This window comes from Neobacillus niacini NBRC 15566 (assembly GCF_001591505.1).
Classification (GTDB): domain Bacteria; phylum Bacillota; class Bacilli; order Bacillales; family Cytobacillaceae; genus Neobacillus; species Neobacillus niacini.
Map to the genome: position 1 here is coordinate 46,288 of NZ_BCVA01000021.1, position 19,005 is coordinate 65,292.

14 protein-coding genes are annotated in these 19,005 nt (G+C 35.9%); all 14 read left to right on the top strand.

All coding sequences use genetic code 11. The annotated features are described in order from the left end of the window. Positions 1 to 87: 87 nt before the first annotated feature. The 14 genes from BANA01_RS15925 (at position 88) to BANA01_RS15985 (ending at position 18,204) form a co-directional block, all read left to right on the top strand. Positions 88 to 2,589 (top strand): MBL fold metallo-hydrolase, encoded by a 2,502-nt coding sequence (locus tag BANA01_RS15925; RefSeq protein ID WP_063253771.1) that lies wholly within the window; start codon positions 88 to 90, stop codon positions 2,587 to 2,589. 8 nt (positions 2,590 to 2,597) lie between these two features. Further along, on the top strand, positions 2,598 to 4,184 hold the full coding sequence (locus BANA01_RS15930) for a hypothetical protein (protein WP_063253772.1): 1,587 nt from the start codon (positions 2,598 to 2,600) through the stop codon (positions 4,182 to 4,184). A 1-nt stretch (position 4,185) separates the two neighbouring features. Beyond that, positions 4,186 to 5,970 carry an Hsp70 family protein gene (locus tag BANA01_RS15935; RefSeq protein ID WP_063253774.1) on the top strand — a complete coding sequence of 595 codons (1,785 nt, stop codon included), beginning with the start codon at positions 4,186 to 4,188 and terminating at the stop codon, positions 5,968 to 5,970. A 17-nt stretch (positions 5,971 to 5,987) separates the two neighbouring features. Beyond that, the gene (locus tag BANA01_RS15940) at positions 5,988 to 7,700 is read left to right on the top strand and encodes a HEAT repeat domain-containing protein (RefSeq protein WP_063253776.1); all 1,713 of its coding nucleotides are present in this window, start codon (positions 5,988 to 5,990) and stop codon (positions 7,698 to 7,700) included. 16 nt (positions 7,701 to 7,716) lie between these two features. Then, positions 7,717 to 9,096, top strand: coding sequence for a hypothetical protein (locus BANA01_RS15945; RefSeq protein ID WP_063253779.1), 1,380 nt, complete (start codon positions 7,717 to 7,719; stop codon positions 9,094 to 9,096). Positions 9,097 to 9,447: 351 nt separating this feature from the next. Next, the gene (locus BANA01_RS15950; RefSeq protein ID WP_063253780.1) at positions 9,448 to 9,897 is read left to right on the top strand and encodes a hypothetical protein; all 450 of its coding nucleotides are present in this window, start codon (positions 9,448 to 9,450) and stop codon (positions 9,895 to 9,897) included. A gap of 591 nt (positions 9,898 to 10,488) precedes the next feature. Next, positions 10,489 to 11,028, top strand: coding sequence for a helix-turn-helix domain-containing protein (locus BANA01_RS15955; protein WP_063253782.1), 540 nt, complete (start codon positions 10,489 to 10,491; stop codon positions 11,026 to 11,028). A gap of 157 nt (positions 11,029 to 11,185) precedes the next feature. Next, the gene (locus BANA01_RS29940) at positions 11,186 to 11,341 is read left to right on the top strand and encodes a hypothetical protein (RefSeq protein WP_169803704.1); all 156 of its coding nucleotides are present in this window, start codon (positions 11,186 to 11,188) and stop codon (positions 11,339 to 11,341) included. 25 nt (positions 11,342 to 11,366) lie between these two features. Continuing rightward, on the top strand, positions 11,367 to 13,544 hold the full coding sequence (locus BANA01_RS15960; protein ID WP_063253784.1) for an HNH endonuclease: 2,178 nt from the start codon (positions 11,367 to 11,369) through the stop codon (positions 13,542 to 13,544). Positions 13,545 to 13,817: 273 nt separating this feature from the next. Continuing rightward, entirely contained in the window at positions 13,818 to 14,084 is a 267-nt protein-coding gene (locus tag BANA01_RS15965; protein WP_034675127.1) for a hypothetical protein, read from the top strand. Positions 14,085 to 14,411: 327 nt separating this feature from the next. Next, positions 14,412 to 14,888, top strand: a complete 477-nt coding sequence (locus BANA01_RS15970; RefSeq protein WP_034675124.1) for a hypothetical protein — start codon at positions 14,412 to 14,414, stop codon at positions 14,886 to 14,888. Between the two features lie 50 nt (positions 14,889 to 14,938). Then, positions 14,939 to 15,535 (top strand): hypothetical protein, encoded by a 597-nt coding sequence (locus BANA01_RS15975; RefSeq protein ID WP_063253785.1) that lies wholly within the window; start codon positions 14,939 to 14,941, stop codon positions 15,533 to 15,535. An 899-nt stretch (positions 15,536 to 16,434) separates the two neighbouring features. Further along, positions 16,435 to 16,668: a hypothetical protein gene (locus BANA01_RS15980; RefSeq protein WP_063253787.1), complete on the top strand. Its 234-nt coding sequence runs from the start codon at positions 16,435 to 16,437 to the stop codon at positions 16,666 to 16,668. Positions 16,669 to 17,232: 564 nt separating this feature from the next. Then, positions 17,233 to 18,204, top strand: a complete 972-nt coding sequence (locus BANA01_RS15985) for a hypothetical protein (RefSeq protein ID WP_063253788.1) — start codon at positions 17,233 to 17,235, stop codon at positions 18,202 to 18,204. Positions 18,205 to 19,005: the final 801 nt, after the last annotated feature.

Below are 19,005 nucleotides of genomic sequence, written 5' to 3' on the forward strand. Positions count from 1 at the left end.
TTTAAATTTTCAAAGTAGTACAATTATCATAGGTCTCCTAAACTAACTTTTAATAATGACAGGTGCAGTAGAAAGGAGGGGATTGGATTGAAAGAATCACTAAAAAAGAATTTAAAAGAAGCGTTATTTTTAGAAAATAGAGGATTTAAAAACGAAGCAAAACGTCATTATGACCAGGTGAAGGGTCATTTTGATTTGTTAAATGTTGAGGAATTAACCTTTGTCAGCAAATTCTATGACTCGCTAGATGAATCCAATATTGTGTTACAGGCTTCTCGGCTCGGGATTGCAAAATTAGGGGATATACGTGAACTAGCGCCTTTATTCATCTTGGCTTGGGAAAAGGTAAGTCGAGATATTGGCGAATTAGAGTGGCTTTTAAATCAACCAGGCATGGATTATCTTTCCGTAGAGCGTTTGGTTATCGCAAAACATCTCTTCAGATATGGAAAAACCGATAAAGCGTATATGGTTTCGCTAGAGGTGGCCAATAAAATGGAAAGGCTATTCCGTAATAATCCTAGTGAATTTACGTTTTATGTTCATGCTTTATTGAATTTGATCGAATTGGAGTATGTGTTTAAAAACTTCAATCAAGCTCGATTCCATTTACGAAAATTACTATTCCTAAACAAAGAACGAATGACGAGGATCCAAGATATTGCATATTGGGCTGCGATTCTAGATGAAATACCTAGCCTGGTTATCCGCTCAGACTGGTCTGAGTTTGAGGCCACTTTATCTGGAGATGTCCTAATAATTTGTCAGTTTTATCGAGAACTATCTCAGCGTGCTCTCACAAAGCAAACCGTTGACCAACTTCAAGAACAACCTTTCAAAGATGTGATTTTAGAGAGCAAAAGAAATTCATATCTTCGCCTCATTATGAAGTTAAAAGGTGGCGTGGATTGGTTTGAAGGTATAGAGGAAGATCGGATTCAAGCACCCGATGACCTATTAACAACTCTCCTTTATGCTGATTATTTAAAAGCAGTCCGACCAGAGGAATTAAAAACATTCTGGAAAGCGGAGTTTCCAAAACACGCGGATAGGGCAGAAGCGGTCAAGGCCTACTGGAATATTTCGAAAAAAGAAGAGAAAGAAAGTCTGAATTTAGACGATTGCACAATAACGTTTTTTGGTGGCGGAGAAAAAATTGGTGGCACCTCGATTTTGGTCAGTGTGAAAGGACATCACTTACTATTAGATGCCGGGATGCACTTGCATGAAGATGTGTATCACCCCGATTATTCCCCTTTATCTGAACAAGGCCTCTCATTTGAGGATATCGATGCATTGTTAATTACACACGCCCATATGGATCATACGGGAGCGGTGCCTTATGTGCATAATCTCCGTAAAGACTTGCCCATACACGCTACGGAAGCGACGGTAAGATTAATGAAACTGTTGCTTACTGATTCTGTTCGTATCGGCAAGGAGCAATCCTCGAATATGTACAGTGAAGAGGATATTCAGAGCACTTTGTTATCCATAAACAATGTCGATTTTAATAAAACATTTACCATACCTTCAAAAGAAGGGGAATGGAAGATAACTTATTATCCTTCTGGACATATCTTAGGCGCGGCTGCCATTCATATGGAGATTGAGGGAATATCGATCTTGTTTACTGGCGATTATTCCGTTGGTGAACAGAAGACTGTGACGGGACTCAGCTTGCCAGATAACTTACAAGTAGATGTGCTAATCACCGAGTCCACCTATGGATTTTTACCTACCAACGCCAGTATGGACCGAACAAAGCAAGAAAAGCTTTTTATTGAATCGATAAAGCGAACTATGGATAAAGGCGGTTCTATGTTAATCCCTGCTTTTGCAGTGGGAAGGGCACAAGAGATCATTCTTATTTTGAAAGACTCTTTCAAAAATGAAAAGTATTTGCCGTTTAATCTCTATTTAGACGGGAGAGTAACTGATGTTTGTCGTGTGTATCAAAGGTTTTCCGAACAACACCGTTACATCAACCCGGCATTCTATCAAAGTGAAGAAACTGAGCCTTTATTCTTTGGCGGAGGCGTTCAATCAGCACAAGAAATATACTCCAACCGTCGTAACAGTGATTTTACATTTGTGGACTTCATCGAGGACTATATCGCATCGGGCAATAATTGTATTGTTGCTAGTTCAGGGATGTTGACGGTTAACAGTGCTTCCGCTCGCTACGCTGAATACCTCATAGAAGAGGAACGAAATTCCATATCCTTTACAGGTTATATGGATGAAGAAAGTCCTGGTCATCACGTTATTCAAACAGCTAAGGCAGATGTAGATGAAACTGTAAGAGTAAATGGTGTTGATAAAAAGCTTCATGCAAGAATTGAGTCATTTCGATTGTCTGCTCATGCGAGCCGAGAACAAATCGTACAGTTGATTGCAGACCTGCAGCCTAAAAGAGTTTTTCTGATGCATGGAGAACACAATAAAAAATTTGAACCAACACAAGCGATTGTGGGGGGCGAGAAAATTTATCCTACTGTTATTAATTTATTGGGTCATCTAAAAAAAGAAATTGAAGTGACTCCCGCTTATAACGGTAAAACTTACTTTTTGGATAAGAGAGGTTAGGAGGAATTATGGATATTCAAACTCAAGTTTTAGATTCTGTTTTAAGGAAATATGGAAAGCCGGATAAAGAGCTTCTTTCTAGCTTGGAAAATGTAAACGAAGAGGTCTTTATGGATGAACTTAACAAGCTAAACCTTTCAGAATACACCCATCGGGATACGTTCTTTTGGGAATTGCAAACCTCTGTAGAAAAGTGCGTAGCTGAGCATGGTGCTTCGGATGATAACGAAAGATTAGCTGAAATGATTGTTGGGGGTTGGAATCAATCAAAAGAGCCGAAAATCAACCAGTCGGTTGTTCTAAGCTTTCTATATACGGTTCAATTAAAGTTTTTAAATTCTCGTAAAGCTTTTATGTCTGTGTGTGATGGTGATTTGCAAAGCTATAAGACCTTTAATAGTAAACCAAGATTGTTCCTTGACTTATTAATTCGATATTTCACTTGCATAAGCGGAAAACAACAAATCAACAACATTCTTCGTGTCCTCGAAGGCATAATGCCATTGTTAATGGAGGGTTCTTCAAGGTCAGATTACAGAGATGCTTTAAACCGATTGGGCTTCCAAAACAGAAAAGGGCAATTGGTTTATGGAAAGATGAATGCTTACAAAAGAGTCATAGGTGTTGAAAACCTTGTTTATGGTGAGGGAATTCGGACCATCTTATTGGAAGCTTTATCGAATGTCGAAGATGAACTCTTGGCTCCGCTCAAAGAAAAATTACAATCGTTAGGTCAGCAGGAACTGCAAAATGAAATTGATGAAACCGAAGAGGATTTTCAAGTTGAGGATTTATTGGATGAACACGTTCCGGAAATAAATGCGCCTAGCTCTTTAGAGCCAAAACAGGATAATGAGCATCCCACTCAAACTGAAAATGAGGTAATTTCCAGTGAAGAAGAAGTTCCGTCCGCTGAAAATGAACAAAACATTGAAGATAGCGAAGTACCTATCGAAGTCGGTGGCATAGGTCTTTCAGTTCAAGAGGAAAAAAGTGTTGAGAAAGCAGAAACTGATGCCGAGCCGAAAAATGGAATTGTTTCATCATTAGAAAATGCTCTTTCCGCGGTGCAATCTGCTCTTGCTTTAGCGTCACAATTACCTGCGGTAGAAAAAGAAATTGAGATATCAGAGAAGTCAGCTTCACCTGGTCAACTAAAAATAGCGGAAGAAGAAATTAATCGGTTGAAATCAGCTCTTCAGCAAGAAAAAGAAAAGGTAGAACAGGTAGAAGAAAAAGCGTACCAGAAAGTACTTCAAGCTATTGGTGGTGAAAGCAGTAATTATCTACTATCTGATTTATTCGAAGAAAGCCAAGGAAAAGCGCCTAGTAATCCTAACATCAGTGCAGGAAGACTCATAAACCTATTTTCAAGCTTAAGTCTTGCTATCGGCCTAGAGGAACACAGCAACGGCTATGAATTAGGAGATACATTCTCAGTAGGTAAAGATGAACTTATCAAAAATTATCGCATTGATGGTCCAGTAACAAGTCAAGGCGACGAAATCAAAATAAAATTGCTGAAATATGGATGGACAATCAATGGAAGGGTTGTAATTCAGCCATTAGTGACTGAAATAAAGGAGGAAGTCTAGTATGACAAAAAGATATATCGGTATTGACCTTGGAACAACAAACTCGACTGTAAGTGTTGCTAACCTTACTGTTCGAGGAGATATAGAGGCTCACGCATTGGAAGTAGCACAAGTAGATGAAAGCGGGAATTCAATTGTACAGGATCAGACTCTCCCATCTGTACTTTATATAGATGATCAAGGGCATCCGTATGTTGGGCGCTTTGCAAAACGCATGAACGGTGTGTACCCTCAACGAGTTATTAAAGAAGCGAAAAGACATATAGGTGAAGATGTGTCTTGGCCTATTGATGATGAAACAATCCGCCCTGAAGTGGTTTCGTCATACGTGTTAAAAATCTTGAAGGCTCAAGCAGAGGAGTATTACGGTGGCGAGAAAATCAGCAGCGTAGTAATCACGATTCCTGCAAACTTCAACTTTCAACAACAGCAAGCTACGAAAGCAGCGGGTGTGTTAAGTGGATTTGATAAAGATAGTATTCATATGATTCCTGAACCAACTGCCGCGTTAATTGACTTCCTAAATGAAGAAAAGAAGCTGGATCCATCAGCTCGTCGTCTAAAGTTAGATGGAAGCAAAAAGAATCTAATGGTGTTTGACCTTGGTGGAGGAACGTGTGACGTTTCAATTCTACAAGTAGGTGAAACCACTAACGGTGGAATTGATATTCAAGAATTATCTATCTCTCAATATACCGAGTTAGGTGGTATAGATTTTGATAGAAAAGTAGTTAACGAGTTAATGAAGAAGCTATTGAAACATTTAAACATCAGTTTCAAACAACTAAAAGAAAAGTACGATAAAAAGGATATCTTGCGCCTTTGGGAAAACCTTCTTGATTTCGCTGAAAAAGCAAAGAAAAGTTTTAGTACAAGAATCGAGAACCAGCTTCGTACCCAACAACTTGATTACTTTGAGAGCAAGGAAAAGTTTGATAACCTTTCATTTCGTGAAATGCTTTCTTCTCAATTGCCTACGGATCTAGTTACGACATTAAGTATCACAAAGAAAGAGTATGATACGGTTATTGAGGAATTGCTTTATAGCGAAAAGAGCAAACAAGGTAAAAACATTGAGGAACCTATCTTAAATGCACTAGAGCACGCTAAAACAGGCACAATGACCGTAAATGATATTGATGCAGTATTCCTAGTAGGCGGAATGACGTATTACCACACTGTTCAAGAACGTATTTATGACATTTTTGGCCATCGCATTAGACCGATCAAATCCATAAATCCAATGTTTGCTGTAAGTCGTGGTGCAGCTGTGTATCATCATCAAATCGACAAAATCAATTTTAAAACAAGTGACCAAATCTCGATAGCGGATACTGAAATCTCCAGCCAAGATGTAGTGTTTACAAATACGATTCCAAACAACGTTTATATAGATGTAATAGGGGCTGACCCAGTAGCATTACTAGAAAAAGGTACAAAGTTACCATTTGAACGGATTATTGAGGATCGCTTCATTGTAACCGGTACAGGAGCAACAAAGACCGTAAACGCAATGCAGTTAGAACTTTTCACTGCTACTTCTGCTAAATCCATTCATACGAAAAAGCTGAAATCAGCGACAGTCAACTTTAAAAAACCAGTACCTGTTAATTCAAAATTGGTTCTTAAAGTGGAATGTAACCAAGAACGTGAAGTTTCTGTTAAAGCATGGTTAGAAAATGATGAAACAGAAGTAATTGACGTAAACATTGGCGGTCATGAATTTACGGAAAAGGAAATTGAAAACTTGAAAGCAAAACAAGAGCGTATCAATAAAATCAAGTGAATAAGGGGCTGAAACGAATGTCGTTACAAGATAGAATGTCTGCGAGTGTTCTTCAAAAATTAACCGACATGAAAAAAGTGTTGCCGAAGGAAGAACTACATGAAAAAGGCGTGTTTACTGAAGAAGAAGAGGCTCAAATACGCGAAGAATTAATGCGACAAGCGGAACAAGAAGATGAAGGCGAAGGGATAGACGATGACTTTTTTACGTCATTGTCTGGCCCTACACAAGAAGACGGAAATGAGAAACTAGTGGAGGTCGAATACCTTGGACGTATAGGATATGTGGACATTTCGTTTGAAAACCTAGATGAAGATGTAAATGAAAAAGAGTACCGACAGATACTTGATGCATGTGAGGTAATGGCTTATAGCGATGACACTCAAAAGCGGAGGGAAGCTTCAAAGGAAATTGAGGCATTTGGCGAACGCGCCATTACCGTCATCTTTAGAGAATGTCGGAAATATGACCTATCTCTTGACCAAAGAAGGCAAGAACTTATCCATTTATTAAGCCGATTAACTGCTAGGAGTTTAAAAGGGCGAAAAATTATCAAAGCTGTTCTTGAAAAGGCAAACAGTTCTCAGCACATTGCTTTAGCGATTCTAGCTGCTGGTTCGGTGCGTGAACGTGAAGCAGTTCAAGGTATTTTGGAACATATGCTAAATCCTGATCTCTTTGTAAATGGATTTGAGGCCCTTTTAAAGATTCGGGATACAAACTCCGTAGAACCACTGATACAGAGAATTAACGACTTAGACGTGAACCGTAATGATTTAATTGATCAATCTATTTCCCTGTCTCATCGCTTCTCTGATTTCGGTCCAGAAGCGGTTAAACCAGTATTTGAAGCTTATCTAAGTAACCAAAAGAAATCCATTCGTCCTATTTTCACCTTTGCCCTTCGTTCCTTTAAAGAAGACGCTATTCCTGTATTATCGGAAGTGTTGGCGAAAGAAACGGATGAAAATAAGCTAGTTCCAATCTGCATGACACTTGGCGGATTACAAATGTCGTTTTCTACTAACTTGTTAGTGGAAGCATTAAGAAAATATCCAGATAAAAAGAGAGCTATTATTCGAGGTTTGAGTCATACAAAGGACAAATCAGTGCTTCCTTTATTGGTGGAGCAACTTAAATCATCAGAAGATTTAAGAATTAAACAGGAATGTTTAGGTGCAATCGGTTTCCTTGCCGATAATGATAAAAGTTTAATTCCTGTGGTAAAACCTTACCTCAATGAACGACGAAGCAAGCTGTATCTAGATGCTTTGAACTGTATGGTGCGTATGGGGGATCTCGAAGCATTCAATAAATTCGTGGATCTACTGCTTAACGGTGATGAAGGTGAGCAATACATCCTGCAAAAACATTTGATAAAGTTGCCATTCAGGTTACTTTCTAAAATAGCTGAGAAAGTTTTGTCATGTCCGGATGATAAAGCAATATTGCTGGTGTCAGCTTTGCAAAATGCAAACTTGATTCCTCAAGAGGTAGGGCCGATTTTACAGAAGAAACTTAATCAAAACCCTATTCCAGCATTAAAACTTGAAATCTATCGCTTAATAGGAAAGCACGTTAATAAAAAGCGTGAGTTACTATCTCAGGATGTTCTTTATAAGGCAAGACAAGAGGAAACCAGCCCTAGAATTGTGCGTGAATTGGACCAAATTATAGATAATATGAGAAAAGAAAAAGGCCGTATTTCAACTATTAGGGACGAAGAATAGGAGATGGAGATTCAAAATGGTCAAGAGTACAAAAAGAAAGAAACCTAGCAAAACAAAACGGTTCCCTTACATCGAGGTTGAAGGTATAAAAAACCACTATCTTGATGCGGCTCTTTTGAGAACATGCGGTCCGGCTGCTTTAGAGCACTCGCTGTCCGATGAATTAAAGATCATTAAAAAAGCTGGAATTTCGGTACAAGACCTGAAACGAAATACTTATAGTCAACGAGAGATAATTGAGAAAGTTTCTCAGAATCTGCTAGAGAATTATGATTTCTATAACTTTTTAGCAAATCAGTGGGATGAAATCCTGCACAACACTCTCGCAAAGCATTTTCATGATGTAGACTATACGAAGTTTACAGCAGCGGAATGGGACGAAGAAATCAGAAATTTGTATATGGATGAAATGCCTACCTATGGAGTCATTAACTTTCTTCGTTTTTATAAAAATGGAGAATTTAAAGATTTAATTAAACAATACTTTGAAGAAGAGGACTTTGTGGTGGATTTCTTCGAAGATACCGGTGTAAAGGTAGAAGACTTTGATATTGATTGGGACTCCATAGAAAATGATTATCCATTTGATCCCGATTTAGTGGATGACTTAAATGATGACGAATTTACACCTGATTTATTTGACCAAAGCCCTCAAGATGCACTACTGGTAGCAGCAAAGCTAATCTTAGGTGTTTCTGAACGCATTGGTGATGTACAAGAAACAGAAGCACTCAGAGAGATGTACGAATTGGAAAAAGAAAAGACAGAAACTCTTCAAGCAAAAGTCGATAACCTAGCCCAAGAAGGGAAATCGAAGGATTCACAGGTGAAATCTCTTTTAAAAGAAAACCGAACCCATACGAAAACTATTTATACCCTTAACGACAAAATTGAGAATCTGCAAAAAGAAAATGGGCGATTAGGCGGTTTGGTAGGTGATATCCGAAAAGAAAAAGAGGCATTTGAAAAGGCTAATAATACTTTGGAAAAGCGCATAGCCACTCTTGAAAAAAAAGCGGATTCTGTTGCTGAGAAAACCAAAAAAGAACTTGAAAAAGAACATGACACGAAAGTTCTTAAGATGCAAATGCACTTTGATGAAACTACAAATGAATTGGAAAATCAGATTCATGAATTAAAAAGGTTGCTAGTGGAAGAACAAGCTAAAACCTCAACTTTATCGAGTAACCTTGAAGAAAAAGAACACCAATTAAAAACTGTGAAAAATGATTTACAGGTAGTAGAAAAAGAGCGTGATGTATTAGCGGAACAATTGAAAAACGCTCCAGCACCGAATGAAGTTGCCCCTGAAAACGATGATGACTTGTTATTTGGTTTCGATGAAGAAGACCTTGAAGAATTTGTTGAATTCGATAACAAACCAACAAGAAACTAGACTTATCTGTGGTGTGTTGGCTAAACTTCTCTAATGCTCTTTAATTGCAGATTAGGTATAGTTAAGATAGATTAAATCAAATGATTTTAAAAACGCCAAAGCGCGGATTGACTTTGCAAAACACTTGTAGAGTTGATGTGCGCTTTTTTTATTTATTCAATTATCACGAGGAGGAAACACCAAGATAAACACAGCATACAGGCCGTAGTAGTTGACCCTCAATTGTTAGCGGAGGAATATGTTGTTAATGAAATATTGGTAACGGGGTGGATAACTTCTCCCATTTTCCCAGCGATTGAAGTACAATCATATTATCTATGAAATTATTCCATCTTTTGGGAGGAATTGTAAATGAAAGAAGTTACGAAAAGAATATATGTTTATGGTAATGAGGAGACACTTACCATTCGTATTAATGTGAGCGAAAGAATATATACGGAAGATGAAATGGATTTTGAAGATATTGATTCAATTGAAACTCACGAATATAGTAAAGAAGCAATGTCTAGAGCGAAAGCTTTCTTTAAGAATGAATGGTTCAAGGATGTACATTACATCGTAGTACACCACGATTCTCCATCGAATAAACATTTCAGAGAGTTAACCAAGGATATCATTCCGAGAGACCATCTAGGGGCTTGGTCTGTAAACTCTGGCGGAGGAGGCGTGACCTTTTTTCCAACTCCTTCTGGTTTTACCAAACTTAATGAGATGAGAACATTTGGTCAGTTTGTGGACCGGCTAGAATGGTTGAATCAACAAGGGATTGAGTATCCAGAATGGAAAAAACAAAAACTTTAAACCTTCCAAAAAGTCGTAAACCGAACTAAATAGTTGGAAACCGTGTTCCCTTTATGAGTTATCTCGGTTTCCAACTTTATTTTTCTCGTTTAGAATTCTTGTTGATTCCATGTAAGAGCAGCATTTTTTCTGCGCTCTATTTTCTTCCTCAAGTAACCCTGTGTAGTTTTCAGCATAGTATGTCCTATTTTTTGCCTTATATATTGAAGGATTAGCCCTGTTATCAAGTGATTGGGAGGCGGAAATAATGCCTGAAAAAATCGGGTGTTATATCGCTTTCTTTGTGCTTTAAAAATGGCAAATTCGTTTAATTAATAATATCCCTGACATAACGACTAAGGTAAGTGAAATCGTAAAATTGCTGTTTTTGACTAGGGATAAGAGGGGTTACATCAGTTTGGTCCAATTCAACCGGTAATCTCCTTCTTTTTCGAAGGACCTTCAAAGCATCTAAAACATATGGGAATATTACAACGTCTCGGTGTTTATCGTTTTTACCGACACTGGATAAAAAGTATACTTCCATGGACTCATCATAAAACAGCTCTCCCCATCAGGCTTTCGCTACTTCTTGGATCCGCATTCCGCTAGTTGCTAACAAAAGGATTAAGGGGTTTTGATGCTGCGACAGTTGAAAAAGTGAAGGAGCTGTATCGGAAGCCAGGTCTGACATATAGAGAAGTTGCTGAGGAACTACAAGTGTCTCTATCGACTGCTCAAAAATTGATTAAAAAAGAAATCCCTTCGTTTACAGCCTTTTATTTAGGGAAAACGGTGTCGTTTGTAAGGAAAGAGGATTTAGAAGTGTTTAAGGAACAATACAAAGTTGAACGAAAAACTCCAATCTACGATAAAGAGACCAATTCCTTTTTGTTTCAATCCTTTGTTCACTCTACAACTGGAGAATTAGCAAGGGTTACTGAAGTTTCAACTGACGGCGATGTTTTAGCCAAAACCGAAAGAGGTACGGATTTACCTTTAGAAACCCTTGTAAGTACAGGTTATCAGTCATCTGTTCAGTTGGAAGAAAAAACAGCCAATAACATGCGTGGGTATTGTGTATTCCGCTTTGTTAAGCCAAGTCATTTGCAATCACCAATATATGATGTGGTAGAGATGTTTTCCAATTAATCGGACCTAATAACATGAAGTTAAAAGTAGATGAAACAAGCATTGAGGTATCTGTAAAGCCAACCTTACTTCTACTGAATAAAGAAGAACATAAGTCAGCAATAGACCTTTTACACATAATTGCACTGAAGAGAAGGTAATCGTCCGCCATAAAGGTGTGACGCTGGATAGCGACTTAGAAACGATTCATACTGTGATTCCGTCTGATATAAAAGAGGTTACTCAGGTTATTGAGCAAGAAGGGAACATGACCATTGAAGATTTTGTAAAGGTTGCTATTGAAAAAGAACTACGAAGTCGAGGTATGCTGTAAAGCTGAAAATAGGGGTGTAAGGAAGATGGATTCGTTTATTAAACAAAAGCTTTTAAATATATATCCTGATAAAGTAGTCGTTTCACTTCACGATAAGAGTTCATCTCTTTACGCTCTAGTAAATGGAAAGGCAAGGGAAAAAGGGCTGTCTGTGAAGGACTATCTCGTATCGCTTGGATTTGAACAAAGACGGAGACAAGCTTCAAAGTCGCCTGAGAAGGTAAAGTTGCGTAATGAAAAATTACTAAGTAAGATAGAGAGTTTATTAGTGGAACAATTTCCTGACAAAGTGATCGTTCGACTGTCGGATATTTCAATTGAAACGAACAACTTATTACTGAAGTTCTGTCGAGAAGAGGACATTAAACGTTCAGATTTGGTTGCACGAATAGGTTTTACGGTAGGAACCCAAGGTGGCAGATATGACATAGCTGCGATGAAGAGACTACATGATGAGTTTTCTTGCAATCAAGCGACTATGGCAAGATGGCTTGGTGTCACTAGAGAAGCCATAAGGAAGAAGGTGACGAACAACACCCGTTCAACAGCAAACTGGATTGTGGAAGATTTGGATGAAGAAGGGTATCGCTTGTTTTTTGACTTACTGGAACAAAGGGAATTCACCTACGAAGATGATTCCTCTGTGTTCTATATTTTTAATGATATGAATGATAAAGTGGCCATTTTTTATAAACGTGACGATGTTATTAAAGTTTTATTTGATATGCCTGAGAAAATTAATGAAGCGTTATCTTCAAAGGGGTACAATCAATATACTAAAGAGGAATTACAGCTTATTGAGGCGTTAAAAGAGCATCTTGTTTATGAAAATTATACGAGAGTAAAAGACAACGATTTGCAAAGTAAAATTCGGAGTGTTGCTTCAAGACGTGATATGTCTGTGGCTGAATTTACGGAGTTTTTAGGGTATCGTCGTCTGCACCCAAATAAAATAACTAAAACAGAGTTAAAAGAGACACTAAAAAAGTACGTTGTAGAGGGGAATATGGTCCATATTCCTTGTGATGACCCGCTTCACTATAACATGGCTAATCGTGCAAGTCGTTCTGGTTATCCCTCGTTAGAGGCATTTGTAAGAAGTTTTGGCTTTGATTATACCTCTTACTATAAAGAGTATATGTATCAACGAAACCTCGATGGGTTTAAGCAGGAAATGAAGAAATATCTTGTGAATGGCAACTCGGTTTATATCAAGTCATATGACCCACTCTATGTTCGTTTATATACATTCGCTTTTAAACGAGGCCTCAAAATTGATGAAGTTATCGGGGACTTAGGTTTCAACCGTTTGTTACCACATCAATTACCTGGAGGATTTATTCCGTATGATTGGCGTAAGGATTTCAAGGTAAATGTGGGAGAGGAAACGGAAGAGAAATATATTGAGATATTGAAACAGTATGTTATCGAAGAGGGTTCTAATAAGGTTTATATCCATACGGAAGATCCACTTTATTCTCGCCTTTATGACTTATCAGTAAAAAAGAATATGTCTTTAAATGAATTGCTGCAAAATTGGGGTTATGAACGATATTATCGTCCTCAATTGGATCCCTCTTTAGCACCTTATGATTGGCGGAAGGATATGGAGCAGGATGACAATGATGATGAATCTGCTGATACTCCTATGGATCGAGAGGATCGATTAGAAAAACTGAAAAACATCCAAACCATGTTAGAAGTAGCTGAAGTTACAGAGTTACGAATTAAGAGAAGTCGGACTCTAGCCAACGAATTGAAGTTACTTTATGGTCATAAATGCCAAGCTTGTGATTATGAGGGGAATCACATCCCTTTAATTGATATGGGGAACGGGAAATTTTATACTGAGGTTCATCATATTAGAAAAATCTCAGAATGGTTGGAGATGACCGAGGAAGAAGATAACCTAGATTCATATTTAAACGTCACTTGTCTTTGTGCCCACCATCATAAGGTAGTTCACTATGCAGACGGTGGTTATGAAGAGCTTTGCTACGATCAAGAGAATGGCTTGCACTTCCGTTCGAAAAACGGAGCAGTTTTAAAAGTCGTTACAAACTACCATCTGCAAGTAGAAGGGATGACCGAAACCCTTGAAGTTCCTGATGAAATCCTTGTGCTCGAAGAAGAGTTAGAGGATTGGGGAGAGGAAATGTACGAAGCTTGGGCGGAGACTAATAAACCTACCTTAATAAAATAGCAACAGAAAGGAGGAGCTGTCGAGTTTCTATCACCTATGCTACTACAAAAGAGCGACACTCCCTTTAATTGAATTTTAAAGATAATATAGAAAAGGTTATGAAGAAGATACCCTTAGCATAATACAAAAACTAAAAAAGTTAGCTTCAGATGGCATTGATAACTACTTAAAACTCTGTTCAATTTTGGTTGCAATCTTCCGCCTATGACATTGATTGCGAGGAGAAAAAATCTGCCTTAAAACAAATGTTTGAGAATTCAAAAGTAGCCATGCATGACCAGTGAAGAGGCCCAGAGAGAGCTTCTTGATATATTTATACTTACAGCTATACTTTGCGCAAAGATAAGAAAACTGTCGAATTCTCGTATCAGAAAAGACCGTGATATACCTGGAGCATACATAGAGGGAAGAGAAGTAATAGAGAAACTAAGTACTCCGGAAATTCTGGATAGTGTTAATAGGATACTGGAAAATAATCCGTCCTTGCTTGAAGAGAAGTCAGCCTCGCTTGTTGATATTTTGGGCGTAACCTACTTATAAACGGTCAATACATGCCTATTGAGAACAACAAATTTAAAGAAGCTCTTGCCTCAACATTTTGAAAAGAATATAAAAGGGAGTGTGAGGTACCGGTACTTCAAAATGGAGATGAATTTGAAGGGAAGAATCATGTTGATTATCATTTTTAAATCAAACGAAATTAACAAAATTTAAGAAAGATATAAAAAGAGAGTTCAAATCATTAAACTCTACACTCCCTGCTACTCAATACACAATTAATTATGGAAATGATTAAGAATCATTGGAAGACATTATAGCAATAACAAATGAAAGTGATACACAGTGACTTTAAATGGAGGTGGAATAATGAAAAACAAATTTGATAATGTTGTAATTTCATTTGAAGATATATATGAAGGTTTACCCAAGCTACTAGATGAATTGATTAGTGCGCCAAAGTATGAAATAAAAAGCTTAACAGAGGGTACTATTAAGAAAGTTTTTGGAGAAGACAGCTTACCAATTGAAGGTGTTTTTCTTATTAGCGACCATACCAACAATAAAGTACTCTATGTTGGTCGTTCTAGAAATTTAGCCACGCGAATAGGTGTGGATTTACGAGCATTAACTAGAGAGCAAGCAACCATCTCATACAAACTAACTACATTAAAGGATGAGTATCCTAACCTAATCACAATAAGAGATGCTAGAGAGTATATGTATAAACACTATTCAGTGCAAATGATTAAGGTGCCTGATGAAAATGAACGCGCGATTTTTCAAATATATGCAGCAATCAAGTTGGGTACAATAAATGTGTTTAATAGTTTTAGAGAAACTTAATAAATTTCCAGTTCAACCTAAATAGCAGGAGAGAGGTAGTAAAAATAGGCATGAATTATAATAAGGAAGCTGAATTGAAAAATCGCTTTAACCAGTTCATCATGTCAAAAGTAACTGGTGAGAATAAAGACTATTATTCAAAGTTAACAATAGAAGATTTTGTAGATATTAAAAACACATTGAGCGATATTAACAATATAATTACATATAAGACTACAATTAGTTTTATGGATTGGTTAAGAGATCACTTTTCGTATGTAAATGAGAATTATGAGATTTATTTGGAGGATCTTTTAAAAGTAAAGCCGAGTGTTAATGGCTACGATATTATGGTTACTGGAAAGGTTAATATAGTTGCCGAAATTAAATGTAATAAACCTATTAATAATGGGTTTAAGTTTGGGTCTGCACAAAAGAACGGTATTATTAAGGATATTCAGGGTTTACTAGAGGGAAAAACAAAAGTGAACTTTAACCCGATTCATGCTTACAAGTTCCTAGTTATGTATGATTTTGGAGAACATACCTTAAAAGCCACGGAACACTTGATCAAGAACATCCCTCTAGATTATAGAGGGAAAATTGAGGTATATAATGACCAAACTCAATTGCAGAAGGATAAGGTATATGTGGTTTTTATTAAGTGAGTTATGTAAAACTAAAACTTGATATAAAAGGCGATTCTCGTAAATGTATGAGGATCATCTTTTATTTGTAGGAGAAATAGGACCTAAGCCATCTAGAGTATTGGTAAGAATCACATTTTATTACAAAAGAATTACCAATTAAAAAGAATTAAGAGCCAAACGGAATTAAAGAGTGGTCAAGCGAAGTAACAGAGGGGCGATAATTGACATACATATCAATATACACAAGGAAATGATAATTTAATTAATTGTTTAAGTCTATTCTTAATAGTTAACGTTTTGAAATCAATCTTTTTAATTATAGGTAAATTATATTAATTAAATTTATTATCAAACTGGGCTAAAAGTTATTTCAAAAGCTTATTTTCTAGAAATTTCTTATATGTATGAATAATGGTTTCTTGTTTTTGGAGGTATCGAGCAAATCTTTTATTTGTCTTTAATATAGTATGTAGAACACTGAAATGCTCTTGCTACTTCCGAATCGTAAATAGGGCTTTCATAGATTCAAATGAAGACCTAAATGAACTATGAGTATAAAAGGAGAAAAGGTGACCATAGCATCCAATTTCCCTCCACTACTAAACTAATCAATATGGTCAATCCTTTTGTTATGGAAAAGCAGGTCCAATCGAAAGTGTAATTTTTTATAATAGTAGTGAGGAGTACCTTGATGTACCCAAATCTATCCTAAATAAATAGGATGAATTATATTTCTCTATTTAACAAAAACTGTTGCTTGAAATACATAATGGAATAAGATTCGGTTGGTCCGTGGTTGTTACTATACTATATTCAATATGAAATTTATAAAACTAGACCCCTTGATGTTATAATATGGTAGATTGATATCAAATCAAATCAAATCAAATCAATGTTACTATGGAGGTATGTATCAAATGGGCTTTAAAAATTTTACACCTAACATTACTGTTACAATTACTGGTAATGGGAATTTAACAAACACTGAAATTGATTGTGTAAAACAAAAAGCAGAAAAACTTGAAAACGAGTATAACATCAAGGCTCCCGAGCAAGCTATAGCTAATGACCCTGAAGTATTAGAGATTATTAATAAACTAGATGGGATGAAATTAGTCTTAGAATGTTTGGGATATTCACTTAATTATTAAATATTCATCTATTTAAAAAGGTAGTTTTTTCTTAATCTACCTTTTTGTTTTTTCCAAAGAATTAGACTACCAAAATGCAAACATTTCAACTCTTTAAATAATTTTTAAAAACTTTCTAATTTCGCTGGCAGAGTTGATATTATTAATAAAATTAGGTAAACACCACTACAGCAATCTATTTGCCATCACCATCCAAGTCATTTAGGTTGGATATAAATCTTTAATAAGAAAGGAGCTGCGACCAAATGGTCACTGCTTTTTTCTTATTATTTGTTATTAATTTTTTGTATAAATACTATTCATCCTATAATATTTGGTAAAATGATTATGGCTAACTCTATTATTCCTTTACAATTTTTCACTAATACATATTACCAGAATGTTCAATTTTATATAAATAATAAAATGTCAGAGGGTGGTGGGGTATTTAGAGTGTCACCGGGGGTGGCAAATACTTTTTCTAAATACTTTGATCTTGATTAAAATACTATATGAGGTATTTATGTTGTATTGCAAAAGGGTTTGAGATTCCTTTTGATCATATACTAAATTTGGAGGGTAATCATGCAAGGTGAACTTAAAGTATTTCACGATACATTTCATAAATCTACAATATCTGACTTTCGCTCATTTATTGATCCATTTAATAAAATAGGCGTTACAAAGTGGATGATTTATAGTGACTATTGTTTTGATGATGAAAAGAAACTATATAATGCTGCTACATTTACTATACTTCCTTATATTGATGATATTGTAGAATTAAAAGAAATAATAAACAAAATGGCACCAGTAGATCTTAAACGAGCATCCTCCGTAGATGAGCGTTTTTGTGCATTTATGAAATCAGGTTATATGTTTAATATTTCAATTGTTTTTGAAAAAGGAAAAAATCATTATTTTGGAATTTCTTCAAAAGAACAGTATCTTCAAGACTTAGATAAAATTATTAAACAATTTGAATTATGGATAGTAACAACACCAACTAACGAAGTTTACTTTAACTCTGTTATAAAAAAGGTAAAGAAATTGAAACAGGAAATGGAAAGAAAAACATTTAGTATGAAGCTTTTTCAAAATATCAATATGATTCAGGCTATTGTGTCTTATTTAATGCTCATTATTAGTAAAGAGTCAATTATTAAACCAGATTTAATCGGTTGGTTTTCAGATCGTGATAAATTGATAACATCTTATGGTGGAATTTTATACGATTTACTGCAGATGAACTACCATAATATGTGCGATGCGGAAAAAATTACAGATAAAGAATGTCGCAAAATAGCAGTAGCGGAACCTGATTTAAAAGTAAAATCTTTGTGGTATGACGAAATGGTACGCATGCCAGATTATTTATCTGGAGCTTTAGCAGGCAGAAACTTTATTAATCCAAATAGGGATAAGTACGATGAACTATTTGAAATGGCTATAGTAGATAATCCTTATTTAGCTGTAATGTCTTTTGTAATTGAAGATCAAAAGAAATTTATTAGGCGATTAACATTTAGTAAAACTACACTAGATTTGAAAAAATGACCCTGTTTTTAAACTACTCTTACTCTCTTTACGAACATATTGATGAACTTGGAAAGGATTTATTTCTCCTGAAGGTTTGGGATAACAATGTGAAAGCCATAATATCACTTTTTTTGCAATATAGATTATTAAATGCATTGTAATATATATATTAGTCATATCGTCATCAACCATATGAAAGGTATGCATTTATTCTTAAAAGTAATAAGAGAAAGACAAATATTAAAGTTAACTTATTATAAATTACGGATAGTATAATTCATACGATTGCTTCATCAAAAGGAATAAAACAAAAGGATATATCCTAAAGAAGTAGAAGAGATAATCAAATGTTTAAAGAAGATTCAGACTGTACTTTAAAATATTTGTTGTATTGTGAAATTAAGATAGTAAACACTACTACATCGTAATTGTCTGCCATCACCACTCAAGCCATGTTGAATGCGTGTCGCAGTTAGTGTTGAAATAGTCTGCCATCACCATCCAAGCCATGTGGAGTGTTGTTCAATACTTGTAAGAAAAGATAATTAAAGATGCACTAGTGAGTAGAGAGCCTTTCCTGAATTGGGAGGCTCTTAATTAATTGTCATGATGTGCGGGGACAAAAAAACTTTTTTTTTGATTTTAACATCTTTGTCCAAACATTCTCTACCAATTTACATAATCTTTAGAAAGAATGAAGTTTTCTTATGTCGTTAATAATGAAATTTGTAGTTTTAGCGGTGTTCATCACTAAGTGGTGGGAAAAGTGGAGAATCAGGTGATAAGGTAGTTTAAATAATTAGAAGAACATTCCCTAAG